This is a genomic window from Plantactinospora soyae (assembly GCF_014874095.1).
GTDB classification, from domain to species: Bacteria; Actinomycetota; Actinomycetes; order Mycobacteriales; family Micromonosporaceae; genus Plantactinospora; species Plantactinospora soyae.
Genome location: NZ_JADBEB010000001.1, coordinates 9,081,639 through 9,100,874, shown reverse-complemented (window position 1 = coordinate 9,100,874; position 19,236 = coordinate 9,081,639). Strand labels below are relative to the sequence as shown.

Genomic DNA, 19,236 nt, shown 5'->3' with positions numbered 1-19,236 from the left:
CGGAACAGTGGTCAGTGGGGGTCGACATGGGGGAGCTACGCGGTACACACGTGCCGGTGCTGCTTGAGCGATGTCTCGAGCTGCTCGCCCCCGCGCTGGACCGGAAAGACCGGGCGACCGTGTACGTCGACGCCACGCTCGGCCTGGCCGGGCACGCCGAGGCGGTGTTGGCGGCGCATCCGCGTACCGTCCTGATCGGACTCGACCGGGACACGGAGGCGCTCGCCCACGCACGGGCCCGCCTCGACCGGTACGCCGACCGGATCCATCTGGTGCACGCGGTCTACGACGAGTTCACCGAGGTACTGGACCGGCTCGGCCACCCCCGGGTGGACGGTGTGCTGTTCGACCTGGGCGTCTCCTCGCTCCAGCTCGACGCACCCGACCGCGGGTTCGCCTACGCCCAGGACGCGCCGCTGGACATGCGGATGGACCAGTCGACGGGTACGACCGCCGAAGAGGTGGTCAACACCTACTCACACGGCGAGTTGGCCCGGGTACTACGGGTCTACGGCGAGGAGCGGTTCGCCGGTCGGATCGCCTCGGCGATCATCCGGGAACGGGAACGGACCCGGATGACCTCGTCGGCGCGGCTGGCCGAGCTGGTCCGGGACTCGATTCCAGCACCGGCCCGGCGTACCGGTGGACATCCGGCGAAGAGGACGTTTCAGGCTTTGCGGATCGAGGTAAACCGGGAGCTGGCCGCGCTGGAAACGGCGCTGCCGGCCGCCCTGGACGCGCTGTCCCTGGGCGGTCGCATGGTGGTGCTGTCCTACCACTCTCTGGAGGACCGGATCACCAAGCAGGCGCTGACCGCCCGGTCCCGGAGCACGGGGCCGGTCGACCTTCCCGTCGAGCTGCCCGGTACCGGGCCGACGTTGCGGCTGCTCAGCCGGGGGGCCGAGCTGGCGGGTGAGGCGGAGGTCGAGGCCAATCCGCGCGCCGCATCGGTGCGGCTGCGGGCGGCGGAGCGGATCGAGCAGGACGGCAGGAACGGTACGGAGACGACGACGAGGAGAAGGGCCGCCCGCGAACGGCCCGGCCGAGTCGCCGAGGAAGTGCGCACGTCCGATACGGGGATAGCGGACGGGTTCGAAGTAGCACGACGGGAGATGCCGCGATCGCCAGGGGACGGCAGCGGCACGACAGTACAGGGGGAGGGATGATGAACGCCAACAAGCGCGACCGTCGGGGACAGCCCGACGCGGCGCGCGGCGCTGAGCAGCGCACACCGCGGTCGGGGGGCCGGACCACGGTGGAGCGGGCTCCGCGAGCGGGTAACAGCCGGTCGAATCCGGCTTCGGAGACTCGTGTCCGGGGGGCGCGACAGTATCCGACACAGGGCAGTGCCGCGCTGCGGGAGCGGGCCTTCGACCAGCCGAGCGAACCCAACCCGGAACTGCGGGTCTGGGACAGTTCCGAGGAGCGGCCCGACCGGTCGCCGGAGTCCGACACGCCCGCGCGGCGTTCCCGGCTCCGGGTGGCGCCACCGCATCCGGTCGCCCGGCCCCGGGTTTCCTTCGTGGCGCTGGTCCTGGTGCTGGTGGTCGGTGGGATGCTCGGCATCCTGGTGGTCAACAGCAAGGTCAACGAGAACGCCTTCCGGCTGGAGCGGCTCCAACAGCAGCAGTCCACGTTGGACGTCAAACAGCAGGAGCTGGAGCAGAAGATCGCCGAGGCGGAGGTGCCGGGCAACCTGGCCGCCCGGGCCCGCAAGCTGGGCCTGGTCGACTCCGGGCCGCCCGCCTTCATCCGGCTGCCCGACGGCCGGTTGATCGGGGTACCGCAACCGGCCGACGGCGAGCCCGCCATCACCAGTACCCAGGGTGCCGGGGGATAGCAGGATGGCACCGCGGTCCGAGGAGCCGCGCCGGGACGCTTCGGTGTCCCGGCGCGGCTCGTCACGTACGGGTGGCGGTCGGGAGCCGGACGAACGCGGCGCCGGCCACGGCGGGCGCTCCGGTTCCGGGTCGGGTCTCGGCGGTATCTCCGACGCCCGCGCCTACACCCCGCGCGGTCGTACCGTGCGGGACAACCCCGAACCCACCCGACCGGTGCCGGCCGGTGGCGACGCCGCCGGCCGGTCCCGGCGTACTCCCCGGTCCAGCCGATCGGCGGACCCGTTCCGGCCCGCGTTGCAGGTGCTCGACGGTGGTCGGACCGGCGCCTCGCGGACCACCCGGCGGGTCGCCGCGACCGGCACCGGCCGCACCATCACCCCGCGCCCGGTCCGGGGCGGCGACGTGGCGAAGCCGGTCCGGCGGCGTCCGGCCGACGGCGCCGGTGGCCCGACCCGGGCCGCCGCCCCCACCCGCCGGCCGGGGCGTCGGCCCCGCCGGCCACCCCGACTGGCCGACCCGCACCGGCGGCTGCGCCTCGGCACCCTGCTCGCGCTCGCCATGTTCACCACCATCGGCATCCGGCTGGTCGCGCTCCAGGTCGTGGACGCCCCCGAGTACGACGGCGGCGGGGTCAACGACCGGGTCCGCCAGGTCGTCCTGCCGGCACCCCGGGGCGCCATCTACGACCGGTCCGGAGCGCCGCTGGCCCGGAGCGTGGAGGCCCGGTACGTCTACGCCGACCCCCAGTTGATCGAGGATCCCGCCCGTACCGCCGCGACCCTGTCGCCGCTGCTCGGCCTTCCGGCCTCCGACCTGGCCGCGCGGATGAAGAAGCAGAAGCGGCCGGACGGGCGCCCCTCGGAGTTCGAGTACCTCGCCCGTGGGGTCGAGATCGGCACCGCCGAGAAGATCATGGAACTCAACCTGGGCGGGATCGCCACCGGCCGGGACGAACGACGCGAGGTGCCCGGCGGCGACCTGGCCGCCAACCTGATCGGCTTCACCAGTCAGGACCTCGACGGCCTGGAGGGCATCGAGGCCGGCTACGACGACCTGCTGCGCGGAGTGAACGGCAAGCGGGAGTACGAGGTGGGCAACGGCGAACTGGCCGCCGAGATCCCGGGCGGCTACAGCCGGGTTGTCAAGGCACAGCCGGGCAGTTCGCTGGAACTCACCATCGACCGGGACCTCCAGTACACGGTGCAGCGGATCCTGACCGACCGGATGCTGGAGGTGGACGGCACCATCGGTGCGGCGGTGGTGCTCGACGTACGCAGCGGCGAGGTGCTGGCCCAGGCCAGCTACCCGACGTACGACGCGGCCGACTGGCGGAAGTACCGGGCCACCGACCGCGACGACGCCGCCACCAGCTTCGTCGTCGACCCCGGATCGGTGCACAAGGCCCTCGTCTTCGGTGCCGGGCTGGAGGAGGGTGTGATCACTCCGGACACCGCCTGGCCGGTCCCGAGCGTGATCCGCAAGGGCGGCGAGCCCTTCCCGGACACCCACCCCGTCGGGGGCAGGAAACTGAGCGTGGCGGGCATGCTGGGGTACTCCTCCAACGTGGGCACGATCAAGATCGCCGAGAAGCTCGGCGCGCAGAAGCTCTACGAGTACCAGCTCAAGTTCGGGCTGGGCCAGCCCACCGGCGAGGGAGTGCTCGGCGAGGCGTCCGGCCGGGTGCTCAAACCGTCGGAGTACAGCGAGTCGACGTACGGGTCGGTGCCGATCGGACACAGCGTCGACGTCACGCCCCTGCAGATGGCCGCCGCGTACGCCGCGATCGCCAACGACGGCAAGTGGGTGCAGCCCCACCTGGTACGCGAGATCATCGGCCCGGACGGCAAGCGGAAGCCCGCGACGACACCGGAGACCCGACAGGTGATCAGCCCGACCAACGCCGCCGCCCTGCGCCGGTTGATGGAGGCGCCGGTGACCATCGAGGGCGGCACCGGTACCCAGGCGGCGATCCCGGGCTACCGGGTGGCGGGCAAGACCGGCACCGGACTGCGGGTGGTGAACGGCGAGTACGTCGGCGGTGAGGTCGCCTCGTTCATCGGGATGGACCAGGCGGACCAGCCGCGCTACGTGATCGCGGTCTTCGGCTACACCCCGGGCGGCGGCGGTGGAGACATCTCCGCCCCGGCGTTCAAGGAGATGATGAACTACGTGCTGCGCCACTATCGGGTGCCGTCGACCGGCAGCGCACCGCCCAAGTTCGTCGTCTATCCGCGTTGACCAGCCGAAACGGGACATCATCGGTGGGTGCGGGCAAACCACCGGGGCGGCTGTGCGGGGTGGACCCCCCGACGGGGTAGGGTCTGACGCCGTGCCCGGCAATCCCCGTCCCCGCGCCGTGACGCCGCTCCGGCTCGCCGATCTCGTCGCGCGAGTCGCCGCCGAGTCGCCGTCGGATACCGCCGACGTGACGATCACCGGTGTGACCCACGCCAGTACCGAGGTCCGCCCCGGCGACCTGTACGCGGCGCTGCCCGGGGCCCGCCGGCACGGCGCCGAATTCGTCGCGGCGGCCGCGGCGGCGGGCGCGGTGGCCGTACTGACCGATCCGGCCGGCGCTGCGGCGGCGGCCGAGGCCGGGCTTCCCGCCCTGGTCGTACCGGACCCCCGGGCGGTGCTCGGCGAGGTCGCCAGCGCGGTCTACGGCGATCCGACCGCCGCGATGACCGTCATCGGGATCACCGGCACCGCCGGGAAGACCAGCACCACCTACCTGATCGAGTCAGGGCTGCGGGCCGCCGGTCACGTCACCGGGCTGATCGGCACCGTGGAGTGCCGCCTCGGCGACCTGACCGTGGAGAGCGTCCGGACCACTCCGGAGGCGACGGACCTGCACGCCATGCTGGCGGCGGCCCGGGAACGCGGGGTCACCGCCGTGGCGATGGAGGTCTCCAGCCACGCCCTGGCGATGGGCCGGGTCGGCGGGGTGCGGTTCGCGGTCGGCGGCTACACCAATTTCGGCCACGACCACCTGGACTTCCACGCCGACGTCGCGGACTACTTCGCGGCCAAGGCGCGGCTGTTCGACGGCAGGTGTGCGGCCGAGGTGCTCAACCACGACGATCCGGCGCTGCGCCCACTGGTCAGGCCGGGCACCACCACCTACTCCGCCGCCGGGAACCCGGACGCGACCTGGCGGGCCGGCGAGGTCAACGAGTCCGGCTACACCCAGACCTTCACCGCGTTCGGCCCGGGTGGCTCGCCGGTCCCGGCGGGGGTGGCGCTGCCGGGCCGGCACAACGTCGCCAACGCGCTGCTCGCGATCGCCGTCCTGGTCGCCGCCGGGGTCGCCCCGACGGTCGCGGCCGACGGCGTCGCCGCCTGCCCGGGGGTGCCCGGCCGGCTCGAACTGGTAGACGCGCCCGGACCGGTGCGCGGCGTCGTCGACTTCGCGCACACCCCGGACGCGGTCGTCGCCGCCCTCACCGCACTGCGCGACCTGACCACCTCCGGCAACCGGCTGATCTGCGTGATCGGTTCCGGTGGCGACCGTGACCACGGCAAGCGGTCGCTGATGGGCGCCGCCGCGGCGAACGGGGCCGACCTGGTGGTGGTCACCGACGACAACCCGCGGACCGAGGACCCGGCGCTGATCCGGGCCGAGGTCCGGCGTGGCGCCGAGCGGGCCGGCACCTCGGCCGGGGTCCTGGAGGTGGCCGGCCGCCGCGCCGCCATCGACGAGGCGGTCCGGCTCGCCGAACCCGACGACGTGATCGCGGTGCTCGGCAAGGGCCACGAGCGGGGCCAGGAGATCGCCGGCCGGACGTACCCGTTCGACGACCGGGTCGAGTTGGCCGCCGCGCTCGCCGCCCGGTTCGAAAACTCGGAGGTGGCGCCGTGATCCCGATGACCCTGGCCGAACTGGCCGCCGCCGTCGACGGCCGACTGGCGGGGGCCGACCCGCAGGCGCAGGTCACCGGCCCGGTCGAGTTCGACTCCCGCAAGGTGCGTCCCGGCGGGCTCTTCGTGGCGTTCCCGGGCGAGAAGGTGGACGGCCACGACTACGCGGCGGGAGCGGTCTCCGACGGCGGCGCGGTGGCGGTGCTCGGCTCCCGGGCGGTCGACGGCGTGCCCATGGTGCTGGTCGACGACCCGCGCGCCGCGTTGGGCCGGCTGGCCAGGGCGGTGCTGGACCGGCTGCCCGCACTGACGGTGATCGGGCTGACCGGTTCGTCCGGCAAGACCACCACCAAGGACCTGATCGCCCAGCTCACCGTCCGGCTCGGCGCCACGGTCGCGCCGCCCGGGTCGTTCAACAACGAGCTGGGGCACCCGTACACGGCGTTGCAGGCCGACGCCGACACCCGGTTCCTGGTGCTGGAGAAGGGCGCCCGGGGGCTGGGACACGTCCGCTACCTGTGCGAGGTGGCACCGCCCCGGATCGCCGTGGTGATCAACGTCGGGTCGTCGCACATCGGCGAGTTCGGTTCCGTCGAGGCGATCGCCGAGGCGAAGGGCGAACTGGTCGAGGGGTTGCCGGCCGACGGGCTCGCGGTGCTCAACGCCGACGACCCCCGGGTACGCGCCATGGCGGCCCGTACCGCCGCCCGGACCGTACTGGTGGGTGAGGCGTCCGACGCCGAGATCCGGGCCGTGGACGTGACCGTGGACGACCGGGGACGGGCGTCGTACACCCTGGTCACCCCGGCCGGGCGGGCGGCGGTCCGGCTCGGCATCAGCGGGCGGCACCAGGTGGGGAACTCGCTCGCCGCGGCGGCGGTGGCGCTGGAACTCGGCATGCCGCTGGCCGAACTGGCCGAGGCGCTCGGCACGCTGGGCCTGCCCTCGACCCGCCGGATGGACGTCTTCGACCGCACCGACGGGGTGACGGTGATCGACGACTCGTACAACGCCAACCCCGCGTCCACGACCGCCGCGCTGCGTGCGCTGGCCGGCATGGGTGCGCGGCGGCGGACCATCGCGGTGCTCGGCTACATGGCCGAACTGGGTGAGTACGAGCGGGACGGACACGTCGAGGTCGGCCAGCTCGCGGCCGAACTGGGCGTCGATCGGTTGTTGGTGGTCGGTGAACTTGCCACGCCGATTCACGACGGGGCGGTGGCAGTGGCGGATTGGGGAGGAGAGTCGGTGCTGGTTACCGATCAGCAGGCGGCGGTCGTGGAGCTGCGGCGCGAGCTGCGGCCGGGCGACGTCGTCCTGGTGAAGGGCTCGCGCTACCGCACCTGGGAGGTGGCCGACGCGCTGCGCGCCGAGGCCGCCCAGTCCACGGGCGGGTCCCGATGAGCGATCTGGTCGGGGCGGTTCCGGCGGACGGCGTGCCGGCGTGAGGGCGGTCATCGTCGCCATCTTCGTGGCGTTCCTGATCTCGCTCTTCGCCACACCGGTCGCGATCAAGGTGTTCACCCGGTTGAAGGCCGGTCAGCCGATCCGCGCCGACGGCCCGATCATGCACCAGGGCAAGAAGGGCACCCCGACGATGGGCGGGGTCGTCTTCATCGTCGCCACGGTGATCGCGTACGTCGCCGGGCACCTCGCCCTGACCACCCTGCCCGAGGCGCAGATCGCCCAGGTCACCCCGACCATCACCGCACTGGTGCTGCTGGGCCTGATGGTCTTCTCCGGTGCCGTCGGCTTCATCGACGACTTCCTCAAGGTACGCAAACGGAACAGCGCCGGCCTGAACAAGCGCGGCAAGCTGCTCGGGCAGATCCTGGTCGGCGCGGTCTTCGGAGTGGTCGCGCTCTACTTCCCGAGCACGGCAGGCGCGACCGTCGGCAGCACCGCGCTCTCCTTCATCCGGGACATCAACGCCCTGGAGGTGGGCAAGGTCGCCTCGGTCGTCATCTTCATCTTCGTGGTGATGTCGACGACCAACGGGGTGAACCTGACCGACGGGCTGGACGGGCTGGCCACCGGTGCCTCGGTGATGGTGCTCGCCGCGTACGCCCTGATCGCGTTCTGGCAGTACCGGCACTGGTGCGCGGACACGGACTACGCCCGGGGCGGGGCCTACTGCTACACGGTGCGAGATCCGTTGGAGATCGCGTTGATCGCCGGGGCGGCGGCCGGGGCCTGTGTCGGCTTCCTCTGGTGGAACACCTCGCCGGCCCGGATCTTCATGGGCGACACCGGAGCACTCGGCCTGGGCGGGCTGATCGCCGGAATGGCGATGGCCACCCGGACGGTCATCCTGCTGCTGATCCTCGGCGGCCTCTTCGTCATCATCACGATGTCGGTGGTCATCCAGATCATCTCGTTCCGGACCACCGGTAAACGCGTGTTCCGAATGTCGCCGTTGCAGCACCACTTCGAGTTGGCCGGCTGGAGCGAGGTCAACATCGTCGTCCGGTTCTGGATCATCGCCGGGATCGGGGTGGCCATCGCGCTCGGCCTTTTCTACAGCGAGTTCCTCGCCTCGACCACCTGAGCGACGTCCTCCGCCGCGACCACCTGACCCGCAGCCGTTCTCCGGGAACGGAAACGGGACCGGCTTACGGGCGAACGGGATCCGGCTCCGATCCGACACGCCGGCCGGGCACCTGCGCCGGGCCGGCGGGGCCAACGCCGATGATGGGCGGATGGGGGAGGACGGGGGGTCGACGCGGTGACCGAGGACCAGTTCCGCCGGCAGACCGGCCCGGCCGCTTCCGGCGGCGGGCGTACGGGCTCCGGCGGTGCGCGCGCGGATGACGGTGGTGGCCGTCCGGGCGACGGTAACGAGCGCCCGGCGTCGGGCGGTGGGCGTACCACGGGAGACAACGCCGGGCGTCCGGCTCCGGGCAGCGGGCGTACGGGGGAGAACTCCGGCCGTCCGGCTCCAGGTGGTGGGCGTACGACGGACGGCGCCGGGGCGAAACCGGCGTCCGGCCAGCCGGCCGGGGTCGACCTGGCCGGCGGTCTGGCCGCCCTGCGTGGGCTGCTGGCCCGCCCGCTCGCCTCCTACTACCTGCTCATCTCCAGCTCGGGGCTGCTGCTGCTGATCGGGCTGACGATGGTCTTCTCGGCCACCAGCGTCCGGGCGTACGCCACCGACGGCAACGCCTTCGCGATGCTCGCCAAGCAGGCGCTCTTCGCGCTCATCGGGCTGGGCGCGTTCTGGATCTGCCAGCGCCTGCCGGCCAGGACGTTCCGGGCGGTCGGGCTGCCGACCCTCGGCGTCGCCGTGGTGCTGCTGGTGGTGCTGGACATCCTGCACCTGTTCGACAAGCTGAACGGCGACGGCGGGGACGCCAGCCTCGGGCCGCTGGAGGCCAGGCTGCTCTGGCTGTACATCGGCCCGATCCAGGTGCAGCCCTCCGAGTTGGCGAAGTTCGGCCTGGTGCTCTGGGGTGCCGACATGATCGCCCGCAAGGGGGCCGCACTGGGCTGGTGGCGGGAGCTCGCCACCCCGCTGTTCCCGGTGGTGGGACTGCTGTTCCTGCTGGTCGGCTACAACGACCTCGGCACCATGCTCTGCCTGCTCGCCGTGCTGGTCGGCCTGCTCTGGGCGGCCGGCATCCGAAAGCGGATCTTCGCCACCCTGTCGATCTTCGGGCTGCTCGGCGTCGGGCTGCTGGTCGCCGCCGCCTCGATCGGCGCCGGGTCGAGCGGCGACGGCGGTCCCAACTACCGGCTCGCCCGGCTCACCACGTTCTTCAACCCGCCACCGCCGCAGGAGTGCGGGCTCAACGACTGCTACCAGTACTTCCAGGCCCGGTACGCGATCGACAACGGCGGCTGGTTCGGCGTGGGGCTGGGCAAGAGCAGCCTGAAGTGGAACTGGCTGCCCGAGGCGCACAACGACTTCATCTTCGCCATCCTGGCCGAGGAACTGGGCGTGGTCGGCTGTGTGGTGGTGCTGAGCCTGTTCGCCGTGCTGGCGTACACCGGGTTGCGGATCGCCCGCCGGGTGGCCGATCCGTTCCGCCGGCTGGCCGCCACCGCCGCGACGGCCTGGCTGGTCAGCCAGGCCGTGATCAACATCGGTGGCGTCGTCGGCCTGCTGCCGATCACCGGGCTGCCGCTTCCGTTCATCTCCGACGGCGGTAGTGCCCTCGTGGTGACCCTGGCCGCGATCGGCATGCTGGCCTCGTTCGCCCGCGCCGAACCGGACGCCGCGCGAGCCCTGCACGCCCGCCCGGCGCCCCGTTGGGTCCGACTAGTGTGGGCCCCGTTGCCGCCGATTCCGCCGGCGCGCCGCCGGGGGAAGGTCCCCGCGCCGGCCCGTCGGGAGCCCGTATCCGGAGCCGGGAAGCGGCGGGAGACCGAGGCCGGACCGGCGGGTGGCCGGGCCAGGAAAGGGCGCGCCGGTACGGCGAGCGAGAGGAGACGCTGATGGGTCCGCTGCGGTCGGTGGTGCTCGCGGGAGGAGGCACGGGCGGCCACATCTACCCGTTGCTGGCCTTCGCCGACTGTCTGCGTCGACACGACCCGGGCGTCCGCATCACCTGCCTCGGTACCCCGAGAGGGCTTGAGAACGACCTGATTCCGCCACATGGCTACGATCTGCGGCAGATCCCGGCGTATCAACTCCCGCGTTCGGTCAACATGAACCTGATGCGTACTCCGGACCGGATGTGGAAGGCCTCCCGGGCCGCCGGCAAGGTGATCGACGAGGTGCAGGCCAACGTGGTCATCGGGTTCGGCGGCTACGTCTCGGTGCCCGGCTACCTTGCCGCGTGGCGCCGGGAACTGCCGATCGTGATCCACGAGGTCAACGTGCCGCCGGGGGTGGCCAACCGGCTCGGCATGAAGTTCACCAAGCACGTGGCGGTCGGCTTCCCGCACCAGCCGGCCCAGGCCGACTCGCTGCGCGACGCCCGGGTGGTCGGCGTACCGCTGCGGCGCGGGATCACCACCCTGGACCGGGCACGGCAGCAGGCCGAGGCACGCCGGCAGTTCGGCCTCCATCCCGACCTGCCGACCCTGTTCGTCGCCGGTGGCTCACAGGGCGCCCGTTCGATCAACCTGGCCGTCGCCGAGGGCGCCAAGGCGCTCGCCGCCGCCGGAGTGCAGGTACTGCACGTGATCGGGGCCCGTAACGAGCCCGTGGCGCTGCCGCACGACCTGCCGGTGCCGTACGTGACGCTGCCGTACCTCTCGCAGATGGAACTGGGCTACGCCGCCGCCGACCTGATGCTGGGCCGGGGCGGCGCGATGACCTGTGCCGAGGTAGCGGCGATCGGGCTGCCCACCGTCTACGTGCCGTACCCGCACAGTAACCAGGAGCAGAAGCGCAACGCCCTGCCGGTGGTCGAGGCGGGCGGCGGCCTGCTGGTGGACGACGCCGAGATGACGGCGGGCTGGGTCGAGCAGAACATCATCCCGCTGATCCGCGATCCGGCTCGGTTGGCGGCGATGGGCGCGGCGGCGGCGGCGTACGGCCGGCGCGACGGCGACGAGGCGCTGCTCGACTTCGTCTACGAGGCGGTGGCCCGGTGACCGGGTCGGCGCCGAGGTACGGATCCGGCCCGGTCCACGGGCTGGTGGTCGCAAAGGAGGACGACCCGATGACCGGGCGGCCCGGAAGTGGAAGGCTGGCGCTATGAACACCGCGCAGTTCAGCCCGGTCGGCACGCTGGCGGCCGAGGACCTGGGCACGATCCATCTGATCGGGGTCGGCGGGGTCGGCATGAGCGGCCTGGCCCGGCTGCTGCTGACCCGGGGCATCCAGGTCTCCGGCAGCGAGTTGCGGGAGTGGCCGGCGCTGGCCGGACTGCGGGCGCTGGGCGGCACCATCCACATGACCCACGCGCGGACCAACCTGGACGGCGTCGACACGGTCGTCTACTCCACCGCGATCCCGTCCGACCACCTGGAACTGGTCGAGGCACGGGAGCGCGGGCTGCGGGTGCTGCACCGGTCGGAGGCGCTGGCCGCCGCGATGACGGGCCGGCGCACCATCGCGGTCGCCGGTACCCACGGCAAGACCACCACCACCTCGATGGTCACGCTGATCATGCAGCACGCCGGCCAGGACCCGTCGTTCGTGATCGGCGGCGAGATCTCCGAGGTCGGATCCAACGCCCACCACGGCAGCGGCGAGTACTTCATCGCGGAGGCCGACGAGAGCGACCGGTCGTTCCTGCTCTACCGGCCGTACGTCTCGATAATCACCAACATCGACGCGGACCATCTCAACACCTACGGCGACTACGCCGGGCTGGAGCAGGCGTTCGCGGACTTCGCCCGGCTGACCGACCCGGACGGGTTCGTGGTGACCTGTGCGGACGACCCGGGTACCCGGCGGATGGCCGAGGTGCTCCGCTCCGAGGGTCGTACGGTCTACACCTACGGTACGGCGCAGGACGCTGACCTGCGGCTGACCGAACTGGTCTCGTCGGCCGGCGGCGTACGCTATCTCGCCGCCCTGGACGGGGAGTCGCTGGGCGAGATCCGGCTGCCGGTGCCCGGGGCCCACATCGGGCTGAACAGCGCCTCGGCGGTCCTCACCGCCCGCAAGCTCGGCCTCGGGCTGGACTCGGTCGTCTCGACGCTGGCCTCCTTCCCCGGGGTACGCCGCCGGTTCGAGCGCAAGGGTGTCGTCGCCGGCATCCAGGTGTACGACGAGTACGCGTACCACCCGACGTCGATGACCGCCGCGCTGAAGACGCTGCGTGAGGTGGCCGGTGACGGGCGGGTGGTCGTCGTCTTCCAGCCGTACCGGGTCTACCGCACCCGCGACCTCCAGACCGAGCTGGCCGCCGCGCTGGCGATCGCCGACGAGGCGGTGGTGCTGGAGGTCTTCGGGCCGGGTGAGGTCCGGGCGCCCGGCGAGGGCGGGGCCGCGCTCACCGAGGCGATCACGCTGCCGGCCGAACGGAAGATCTTCATGCCCTCCTGGGAGGACGTGCCGGCCGAGGTGGCCCGGCGGGCCCGGCGCGGGGACGTGGTGGTGACGATGGGCGCACCGCCGATCTCGCTGATGGGTGACGACCTGCTCGACGCGCTCTCCGGTACCTCCGCCGCCAGCGATCCGGCGCAGACCCGGCTGCCGGGTGCCGGCGGAGTGGGGCCGGTCGGGCCGGACGCAGCGGCCACCGACGCCGGATGAGCCCCGGCTCGCCTCGCGGCCGGGCCGGCGGACCGACGCCGGGCGGCCGGTCCGGTGGTCCGGCCCCAGCCGGGCGGGGCTCATCCGGCGGGCGAGGCTCCGGCGGGCGGGGGACCGGGCGGTCCCCCCGGGGCGGTTCCGGTGCGACTCCCCGGTCCGGCGCGGCCCGGCCCGGCGCGGGACGGACCGCCGGTCGGGGCTGGCGGCTGGTCCGGGCGGGCAGCGACGCGGTACCGCCGTCGGTGCGCCGGTTCACGGCCCGGGCCCGGCAGCGGCGGATGCGCGCCGCGATGCCGTGGACGGTGCTCGCCGGGGCGCTGGTGGTCGCCCTGGTCGGCACCGGGATCGTGTACGGCACCTCGGCGCTCGGCTTCCGTACGCTCCGGATCGTCGGTGCGGCCCTGGTCACCCCGGAGCAGGTACGCGAGGCGGCCCGGCTGTCGGACGGCGTTCCGCTGGCCCGGATCGACCTGGCCGCCGTGGAGGACCGGGTGGCCGAGCTGCCCCCGGTGGCCCGGGTGACGGTTTCCCGACAGTGGCCCCGGACCATCCTGGTCGAACTCGTCGAGCGGACCCCGGTGGCGGTGGTGCCGCAGAACCGCCGGTTCGTGGTGATCGACGGTTCCGGAGTGGTGTTCCAGACCCGCTCCGACCATCCGGCGGGGCTGCCGCTGGCCCGGCTCGGTACGCCCGGTCCCGACGACCTGGCGACGACAGGGGCGCTGACGGTGCTCGCCGCGTTGAGCCCGGAGCTGCGAGAACGGCTCACCGAGGTGGTGGTGGAGGGACCGGCCAGGATCACCGTGAAGCTGCGCGGCGGCCGTACGGTGCTCTGGGGTGACGCCTCGCGCAGCGACACGAAGTCTCAGGTGGCGACGTCGTTGCTGGCCAGGAAGGGCAACACCATCGATGTCCGGACCCCGGACGTGGTGACCATCCGCTGATCCGTTTCGGCGCTTCGGCCGGGGTGGTCGCCCGAGACGTTTGTCGGTGGGCGCGCCGACACGCCGGGCGGGTCCTTGGCTCCTGCCTCGCGTCCGCATACGTTGCCCCGAGAGGATCAAATAGTTGACATAACTGTAAGCCTCTAGTAGAGGGTGAGGGTTACCCTTCGCCTCCTCGTACCGAATGGTTGTCGGCCTTGACCCGGCCGGATCGCCGGGCGGGTGGGCACTCCGCCGAGATCGAAGGAAAGGACCCCGATGACACCTCCGCACAACTACCTGGCGGTCATCAAGGTCGTCGGCATCGGCGGCGGTGGAGTCAACGCCGTGAACCGGATGATCGAGGTCGGACTCAAGGGCGTCGAGTTCATCGCGATCAACACCGATGCGCAGGCGCTGTTGATGAGTGACGCCGACGTCAAGCTCGACGTGGGTCGGGAGCTGACCCGGGGGCTGGGCGCCGGCGCCAACCCCGACGTGGGCAAGAACGCCGCCGAGGACCACCGCGACGAGATCGAGGAGGTGCTCAAGGGCGCCGACATGGTCTTCGTCACCTGCGGTGAGGGCGGCGGTACGGGTACCGGTGGCGCTCCGGTGGTGGCGAACATCGCCCGCAAGCTCGGCGCGCTGACCATCGGCGTGGTGACCCGGCCGTTCTCCTTCGAGGGGAAGCGTCGCCAGGTCCAGGCCGAGGCCGGCATCGACGAGCTGCGCAACCAGTGCGACACCCTGATCGTGATCCCGAACGACCGGCTGCTCGCCCTCGGCGACCGTGGCATCAGCATGATGGACGCGTTCCGGCAGGCCGACCAGGTGCTGCTCTCCGGTGTGCAGGGGATCACCGACCTGATCACCACGCCGGGTCTGATCAACCTGGACTTCGCGGACGTGAAGAGCGTGATGAGCGGCGCCGGCAGCGCGCTGATGGGCATCGGCAGTGCCCGAGGGGACAACCGGGCGGTGGAGGCGGCCGAGGCGGCCATCTCCAGCCCGCTGCTGGAGCAGAGCATGGACGGTGCCCGGGGAGTGCTGCTCTCCATCGCCGGCGGCTCCGACCTTGGCCTGTTCGAGATCAACGACGCGGCACAACTGGTCACCGACGCCGCCCACCCGGACGCGAACATCATCTTCGGTGCGGTGATCGACGACGCGCTCGGCGACGAGGTCCGGGTGACTGTGATCGCGGCCGGCTTCGACGGCGGAACTCCGGCGTACAAGCCGGCCGATCCGCCCCGCAAGGCGAGCACGCCGACGACGCCGCACAGCACGGTCCCGGTTTCGCCACCTCCGGTGTCGGCACCGAGCCAGGCGCCGCGTCGGGTGCTCTTCGACGACGTGGACGTGCCCGACTTTCTCAAGAACGGTTCCTGAACTCCGCAGATGAGCCAAGCCCCTTCCCCGGCGCTGGACGAGCGCCGGGCGCAGCTCGCGGTCAACCTGGCCCGGGTGCGGTCCCGGATCGACGCGGCCTGCGCCGCTGCCGACCGGGATCCGGCCGAGGTCACCATGGTCGCGGTGACCAAGACGTATCCGGCCAGCGACGTTCGCCTGCTGGCCGAGCTGGGTGTGCTGGACGTGGGGGAGAACCGCGACCAGGACGCCGCGCCCAAGGCGGCCGAGGTGGCGTCGGCCGGTGCCCGGGTACGGTGGCACTTCGTCGGGCAGTTGCAGCGCAACAAGGCCCGTTCGGTGGTGCGGTACGCCGACCTGGTCCACTCGGTCGACAGCGTACGGCTGGCCGGCGCCCTCGCCGACGCGGCGCAGCGGCACCGTGACCGGCCGCTGGAGGTGTTGGTCCAGGTCAACCTGGACGGTGCCGTCGACCGGGGCGGCGCGCTGCGGGGCGGGGACGATCCGGACCGGGAGATCGACGCGGTGGCCGCCGAGATCGCCGGGCGGGAGACGTTACGGCTGGCCGGAGTGATGGCGGTGGCGCCGCTGGACTGGGATCCGGAGCGGGCGTTCGCCGGGCTGGCCGAGATCGCGGCCGGGCTGCGGGCCGGGTATCCGGGTGCGGTGGTCGTCTCGGCCGGGATGAGCGGTGACCTGGAGCCGGCGATCGCCCACGGCGCGACACATGTGCGGATCGGTAGCGCGTTGCTCGGAATGCGTAGCACGCTGCGGTAGCCTGACAACCGGACACCAAACTACATCAGTGTTGTTTGAGACGACATCCCCGCTGGCGGGGGTCGGGGTGAGACCGCTTGCGGTCGTGCCAGGGGTTGAAGTCTCAGGCCGGTGGGCACTGGCAGTGTTCACGCGCGTGACAGTGGCACGGCACGGGGGGTGTGTGTCGCACGGCGGACGGAGGGGCGCGGGATGGGTGCACTGCGCAAGGCGGGGGTCTGGCTCGGACTGGTCGAGGAGGACGACGAGCGAGCCTACGACGACGGTGGCTACGAGAAGAGTGGCTACCGCGAGTCGCGTTACCGGCAGCGCCGGTACGCCGACGAGTTCGCTGACGAGGACGAGGAGCAGGACGATCCGCCGCCGCCCCGGTCCCGGGCCGGCGAACGGACCCGGCTCTCGGAACGGTCGGCCGCCCGGACGACCGACCACGACCGGTCGGACGGCGATCGGCCGGAGCGGAACGAGCGCACGGAGCGGTCGAGCGTGCGGTCGATCAGCCGGCCGGGCAACGCGGAGCCGTCGGGCGCGTTGACGTACCAGACCCGGGACAATCTCGCGTTGGCACCGCAGCCGCAGCTGCGTGAGCGCGCGGTGCCGGCGGAGCCAGAACAGCGCTACCAGATCACCACGCTGCACGTGACCACCTACCGCGAGGGCCGCACTATCGGGGAGCACTTCCGCGATGGTGTACCTGTGATCATCAACCTCACCGAGATGGATGAGGCCGATGCCCGCCGATTGGTGGATTTCGCCGCCGGTTTGGCGTTCGGGCTGCGCGGTACGATCGAGCGCGTGACCAATCGGGTGTTCCTACTCTCACCGGCCAACGTCCAGGTCACCGCTGAGGACAAGGCCAAGATCGCTGAGGGTGGGTTTTTCAGCCTGAGTTAGCCCGAACGAGGGATCTCGCCTGCCGTGTTTCTGTCCATCCTGTTTCAGGTCCTCTACCTGATCCTCTACGTCTTCCTTCTGGTGCTTTTGGGCCGTTTTGTCCTAAGTGCCGTCCTTCAGTACGGCCGCCGCTGGCAGCCCAGCCGAGGGGCGGCCGCCGGAATGGAGTCGGTGTGGAGCGTCACTGATCCCCCTCTCAAGGCGTTGAGGCGTGTGATCCCTCCATTGCGAATTGGTACCGTGAGCATCGACCTGGCCTCCCTTGTGCTCCTGGTTATCCTGTTCGTGCTGATGGAGTTCGTGTTAAGGCCGTTGATCGTCAGTTGAACAACCTGGTGACCGGCGTGCCACGCGGCCGCAACTGACCCGAGGAGTTTCGATGCCGCTGACCCCGGCCGACGTCCACAACGTCGCCTTCAAGAAGCCGCCGATCGGCAAGCGGGGGTATGACGAGGAGGAAGTCGACGCGTTTCTGGACGAGGTCGAGCGCGAGCTCGCCCGTCTGATTGAAGAGAACAACGAGCTGCGCGCCCAGGTGGAGCGCGGCGGTCGTGGCGGCGCGCCAGCCGGCCCGAGCGCCGATCCGCGCCTGGCCGCCGAGCTGGGCGATGTGAAGGCCCAGCTCGACCGGGTGCAGCGGGACAAGGCTCAGGCCGAGCAGGCCGCCCGCGCGATGCAGGCCGAGCTGGAGCAGGTACGGGCCCAGGGGGGTCCGGCGGTGGGCGGCGACGGCGAGCAGCAGGCTCTCCGGGTGCTGATGATGGCGCAGCGTACGGCTGACGACCACGTCTCCGACGCCCGGCGTGAGGCCGACAAGCTGCTCTCCGACGCGCGGACCAAGGCCGAAGAGGTCACCCGCGAGGCGCGGGCCAAGGCCGACGCGCTGGAGCGGGACGCCCGCCAGCGGCACCAGGAGGCGATGGGCGGCCTGGACGCCAAGCGGACCGCGCTGCAGAAGCACATCGAGGAGCTCAAGCAGTTCGAGCGCGAGTACCGGACCCGGCTCAAGGCATACCTGGAGAGCCAGTTGCGGGATCTCGACGGGCGTGGTCAGGGCCTGGAGGTGGAGATGACGCGGACCGACGGCAATCGGTCCAGCGGCAGCACCCCCGGGCTGGCGACCGCGGGCCTGGCGAACTCGTACGGCGGGGGAAGCCGGTCCGGTGCGCTCGAGACCGGCCGCTGATCCACCGGGTCGACACGGAACGACAACTGGAAACGATGCGTCGGGGGTGAGCCGTGATAGTCGGCAGTCTGCTGCTCATCCTCGTCGCCGTCATGCTGCTCGTGCTCGGTCTGGCGAGTGGGTCTAGCGGGCTGCTGATCGGCTCGATCGCGGTCAGCCTGCTGGCCGCCGTCGCGCTGGTGGTGGGTGCCCGGCAGGCCGCCGGCGCCCGGGGCGGGACCGGCTTCGCCGCCGACGACGAGCGGTTCGTCGACGACGGGGTGGAGCTGGACGACGGCGGCGAGGGCGAGCCGGCACCGAGCCGCCGCCGGCCACCGACCAGCACCCGGATGGCACCGACCGATCCCCGGCTGGCCGGGGCTGGTCGGGACGGCGGGGCGGATCCGTTCGACGTGGCGGGCCCGGTGCTGACCGATCCGCGCGACGTTGCGGTACCCGGCCAGGCCAACCGGTCCGGCATGGACCCGGACATCGACGACGCCGGCTGGCGGCAACCGGCCGACGCGGACGCGGACATCGACGACGCCGGCTGGCGGCAACCGGCCAACGCGTCGGAGATGCCCGGTTCCGGGCCGGTGAGCCGGGGCGAGCCCGGCGACGACGCCGTTCCGGCGGACGAGCCGGCGGCACAGGTGGTCTCCGAGGCCGACGCGGCGCTGGTGGCCGGGCTGGTCGACGACGTGTACGTGGTCGACGGACGACCCCGCTACCACCTGGCCGACTGCCCGCATCTGCACAGCCGGGAGAGCGAGCCGGTGCCGGTGGGCGAGGCGGTGGAGCTGGGATTCAGCCCGTGTGGGCGCTGCGAGCCGGACAGCTTCCTGCTCGCCGACGCCCGTCGCGGCTGACGGCGGCAGGGGTGTCGGACGGCGGTGGGCGGGTCCGGTCGATGGCCGGATCCGAGACGGTCACCGTTGCGGTCCGGGTCAAGCCCGGCTCGTCCAGGGCTCGGGTGGGCGGCCGGTTCGACGGCCCGTACGGCCCGGCGTTGGTGATCGCGGTGCATCAGCCGGCGGTCGACGGTCGGGCCACCGAGGCCGCCCGGCGGGCGCTCGCCGAGACGCTCGGGCTGCGTCCGGCTGCGGTCAGCCTCCGCACCGGCGCGGCGAGCCGCGACAAGCTCTTCCAGGTCGACGGCCTCACCTCGGCGATCGACGCGCGGTTGCGCCAGCTGCGGGACGGATCCGCGCAGTGACTGCTGGGGGCCGGCGATCCGCCGACCCTGGCCCGGGT

The 19,236-nt window shown here is 72.1% G+C and carries 17 protein-coding genes; all 17 read left to right on the top strand.

Features of this window, described 5'->3' with window-relative positions; all coding sequences use genetic code 11:
- Window positions 1-26 precede the first annotated feature (26 nt).
- The 17 genes from rsmH (at window position 27) to H4W31_RS39590 (ending at window position 19,198) form a co-directional block, all read left to right on the top strand.
- Complete coding sequence (gene rsmH / locus H4W31_RS39670) at window positions 27-1,166, top strand: 16S rRNA (cytosine(1402)-N(4))-methyltransferase RsmH (protein ID WP_192771279.1); 1,140 nt, start codon at window positions 27-29, stop codon at window positions 1,164-1,166.
- The gene (locus H4W31_RS39665) at window positions 1,166-1,840 is read left to right on the top strand and encodes a hypothetical protein (RefSeq protein WP_192772757.1); all 675 of its coding nucleotides are present in this window, start codon (window positions 1,166-1,168) and stop codon (window positions 1,838-1,840) included. Before rsmH ends, H4W31_RS39665 begins: the two co-directional genes overlap by 1 nt.
- A 4-nt stretch (window positions 1,841-1,844) precedes the next feature.
- The gene (locus H4W31_RS39660) at window positions 1,845-4,079 is read left to right on the top strand and encodes a peptidoglycan D,D-transpeptidase FtsI family protein (protein ID WP_192771278.1); all 2,235 of its coding nucleotides are present in this window, start codon (window positions 1,845-1,847) and stop codon (window positions 4,077-4,079) included.
- Window positions 4,080-4,131: 52 nt separating this feature from the next.
- The gene (locus tag H4W31_RS39655) at window positions 4,132-5,700 is read left to right on the top strand and encodes a UDP-N-acetylmuramoyl-L-alanyl-D-glutamate--2,6-diaminopimelate ligase (protein ID WP_192771277.1); all 1,569 of its coding nucleotides are present in this window, start codon (window positions 4,132-4,134) and stop codon (window positions 5,698-5,700) included.
- On the top strand, window positions 5,697-7,103 hold the full coding sequence (locus H4W31_RS39650; RefSeq protein WP_192771276.1) for a UDP-N-acetylmuramoyl-tripeptide--D-alanyl-D-alanine ligase: 1,407 nt from the start codon (window positions 5,697-5,699) through the stop codon (window positions 7,101-7,103). The genes H4W31_RS39655 and H4W31_RS39650 overlap by 4 nt, the downstream gene beginning before the upstream one ends.
- A 40-nt stretch (window positions 7,104-7,143) precedes the next feature.
- Complete coding sequence (gene mraY, locus H4W31_RS39645) at window positions 7,144-8,247, top strand: phospho-N-acetylmuramoyl-pentapeptide-transferase (RefSeq protein WP_192771275.1); 1,104 nt, start codon at window positions 7,144-7,146, stop codon at window positions 8,245-8,247.
- 471 nt (window positions 8,248-8,718) lie between these two features.
- Complete coding sequence (locus tag H4W31_RS39640) at window positions 8,719-10,134, top strand: FtsW/RodA/SpoVE family cell cycle protein (protein WP_192772756.1); 1,416 nt, start codon at window positions 8,719-8,721, stop codon at window positions 10,132-10,134.
- Window positions 10,134-11,240, top strand: coding sequence for an undecaprenyldiphospho-muramoylpentapeptide beta-N-acetylglucosaminyltransferase (murG, locus tag H4W31_RS39635; RefSeq protein WP_192771274.1), 1,107 nt, complete (start codon window positions 10,134-10,136; stop codon window positions 11,238-11,240). Before H4W31_RS39640 ends, murG begins: the two co-directional genes overlap by 1 nt.
- 103 nt (window positions 11,241-11,343) lie before the next feature.
- The gene (murC, locus tag H4W31_RS39630; protein WP_192771273.1) at window positions 11,344-12,852 is read left to right on the top strand and encodes a UDP-N-acetylmuramate--L-alanine ligase; all 1,509 of its coding nucleotides are present in this window, start codon (window positions 11,344-11,346) and stop codon (window positions 12,850-12,852) included.
- 242 nt (window positions 12,853-13,094) lie between these two features.
- Window positions 13,095-13,796, top strand: a complete 702-nt coding sequence (locus H4W31_RS39625; protein ID WP_318783660.1) for a cell division protein FtsQ/DivIB — start codon at window positions 13,095-13,097, stop codon at window positions 13,794-13,796.
- Window positions 13,797-14,054: 258 nt separating this feature from the next.
- Window positions 14,055-15,167 carry a cell division protein FtsZ gene (ftsZ, locus tag H4W31_RS39620; RefSeq protein WP_192771272.1) on the top strand — a complete coding sequence of 371 codons (1,113 nt, stop codon included), beginning with the start codon at window positions 14,055-14,057 and terminating at the stop codon, window positions 15,165-15,167.
- Window positions 15,168-15,176: 9 nt separating this feature from the next.
- Entirely contained in the window at window positions 15,177-15,923 is a 747-nt protein-coding gene (locus H4W31_RS39615; protein ID WP_192771271.1) for a YggS family pyridoxal phosphate-dependent enzyme, read from the top strand.
- 192 nt (window positions 15,924-16,115) lie between these two features.
- The gene (locus H4W31_RS39610) at window positions 16,116-16,817 is read left to right on the top strand and encodes a cell division protein SepF (RefSeq protein WP_192771270.1); all 702 of its coding nucleotides are present in this window, start codon (window positions 16,116-16,118) and stop codon (window positions 16,815-16,817) included.
- 30 nt (window positions 16,818-16,847) lie between these two features.
- Window positions 16,848-17,144, top strand: coding sequence for a YggT family protein (locus tag H4W31_RS39605; RefSeq protein ID WP_192772754.1), 297 nt, complete (start codon window positions 16,848-16,850; stop codon window positions 17,142-17,144).
- A 52-nt stretch (window positions 17,145-17,196) separates the two neighbouring features.
- Window positions 17,197-18,003, top strand: coding sequence for a DivIVA domain-containing protein (locus tag H4W31_RS39600; RefSeq protein WP_192771269.1), 807 nt, complete (start codon window positions 17,197-17,199; stop codon window positions 18,001-18,003).
- A gap of 53 nt (window positions 18,004-18,056) precedes the next feature.
- On the top strand, window positions 18,057-18,851 hold the full coding sequence (locus tag H4W31_RS39595; RefSeq protein ID WP_192771268.1) for a hypothetical protein: 795 nt from the start codon (window positions 18,057-18,059) through the stop codon (window positions 18,849-18,851).
- A gap of 41 nt (window positions 18,852-18,892) precedes the next feature.
- A complete protein-coding gene (locus H4W31_RS39590) occupies window positions 18,893-19,198 on the top strand; it encodes a DUF167 domain-containing protein (protein ID WP_192771267.1) in 306 nt (101 codons plus the stop codon).
- Window positions 19,199-19,236: the final 38 nt, after the last annotated feature.

Bases quoted from the DNA above. Each gene is read 5' to 3' on its own strand.
- H4W31_RS39590 (WP_192771267.1), top strand. From the start codon at position 18,893: ATGGCCGGATCCGAGACGGTCACCGTTGCGGTCCGGGTCAAGCCCGGC.
- H4W31_RS39665 (WP_192772757.1), top strand. From the start codon at position 1,166: ATGAACGCCAACAAGCGCGACCGTCGGGGACAGCCCGACGCGGCGCGC.
- rsmH (WP_192771279.1), top strand. From the start codon at position 27: ATGGGGGAGCTACGCGGTACACACGTGCCGGTGCTGCTTGAGCGATGT.
- H4W31_RS39615 (WP_192771271.1), top strand. From the start codon at position 15,177: ATGAGCCAAGCCCCTTCCCCGGCGCTGGACGAGCGCCGGGCGCAGCTC.
- murC (WP_192771273.1), top strand. From the start codon at position 11,344: ATGAACACCGCGCAGTTCAGCCCGGTCGGCACGCTGGCGGCCGAGGAC.
- H4W31_RS39660 (WP_192771278.1), top strand. From the start codon at position 1,845: ATGGCACCGCGGTCCGAGGAGCCGCGCCGGGACGCTTCGGTGTCCCGG.
- ftsZ (WP_192771272.1), top strand. From the start codon at position 14,055: ATGACACCTCCGCACAACTACCTGGCGGTCATCAAGGTCGTCGGCATC.
- murG (WP_192771274.1), top strand. From the start codon at position 10,134: ATGGGTCCGCTGCGGTCGGTGGTGCTCGCGGGAGGAGGCACGGGCGGC.
- H4W31_RS39600 (WP_192771269.1), top strand. From the start codon at position 17,197: ATGCCGCTGACCCCGGCCGACGTCCACAACGTCGCCTTCAAGAAGCCG.
- H4W31_RS39610 (WP_192771270.1), top strand. From the start codon at position 16,116: ATGGGTGCACTGCGCAAGGCGGGGGTCTGGCTCGGACTGGTCGAGGAG.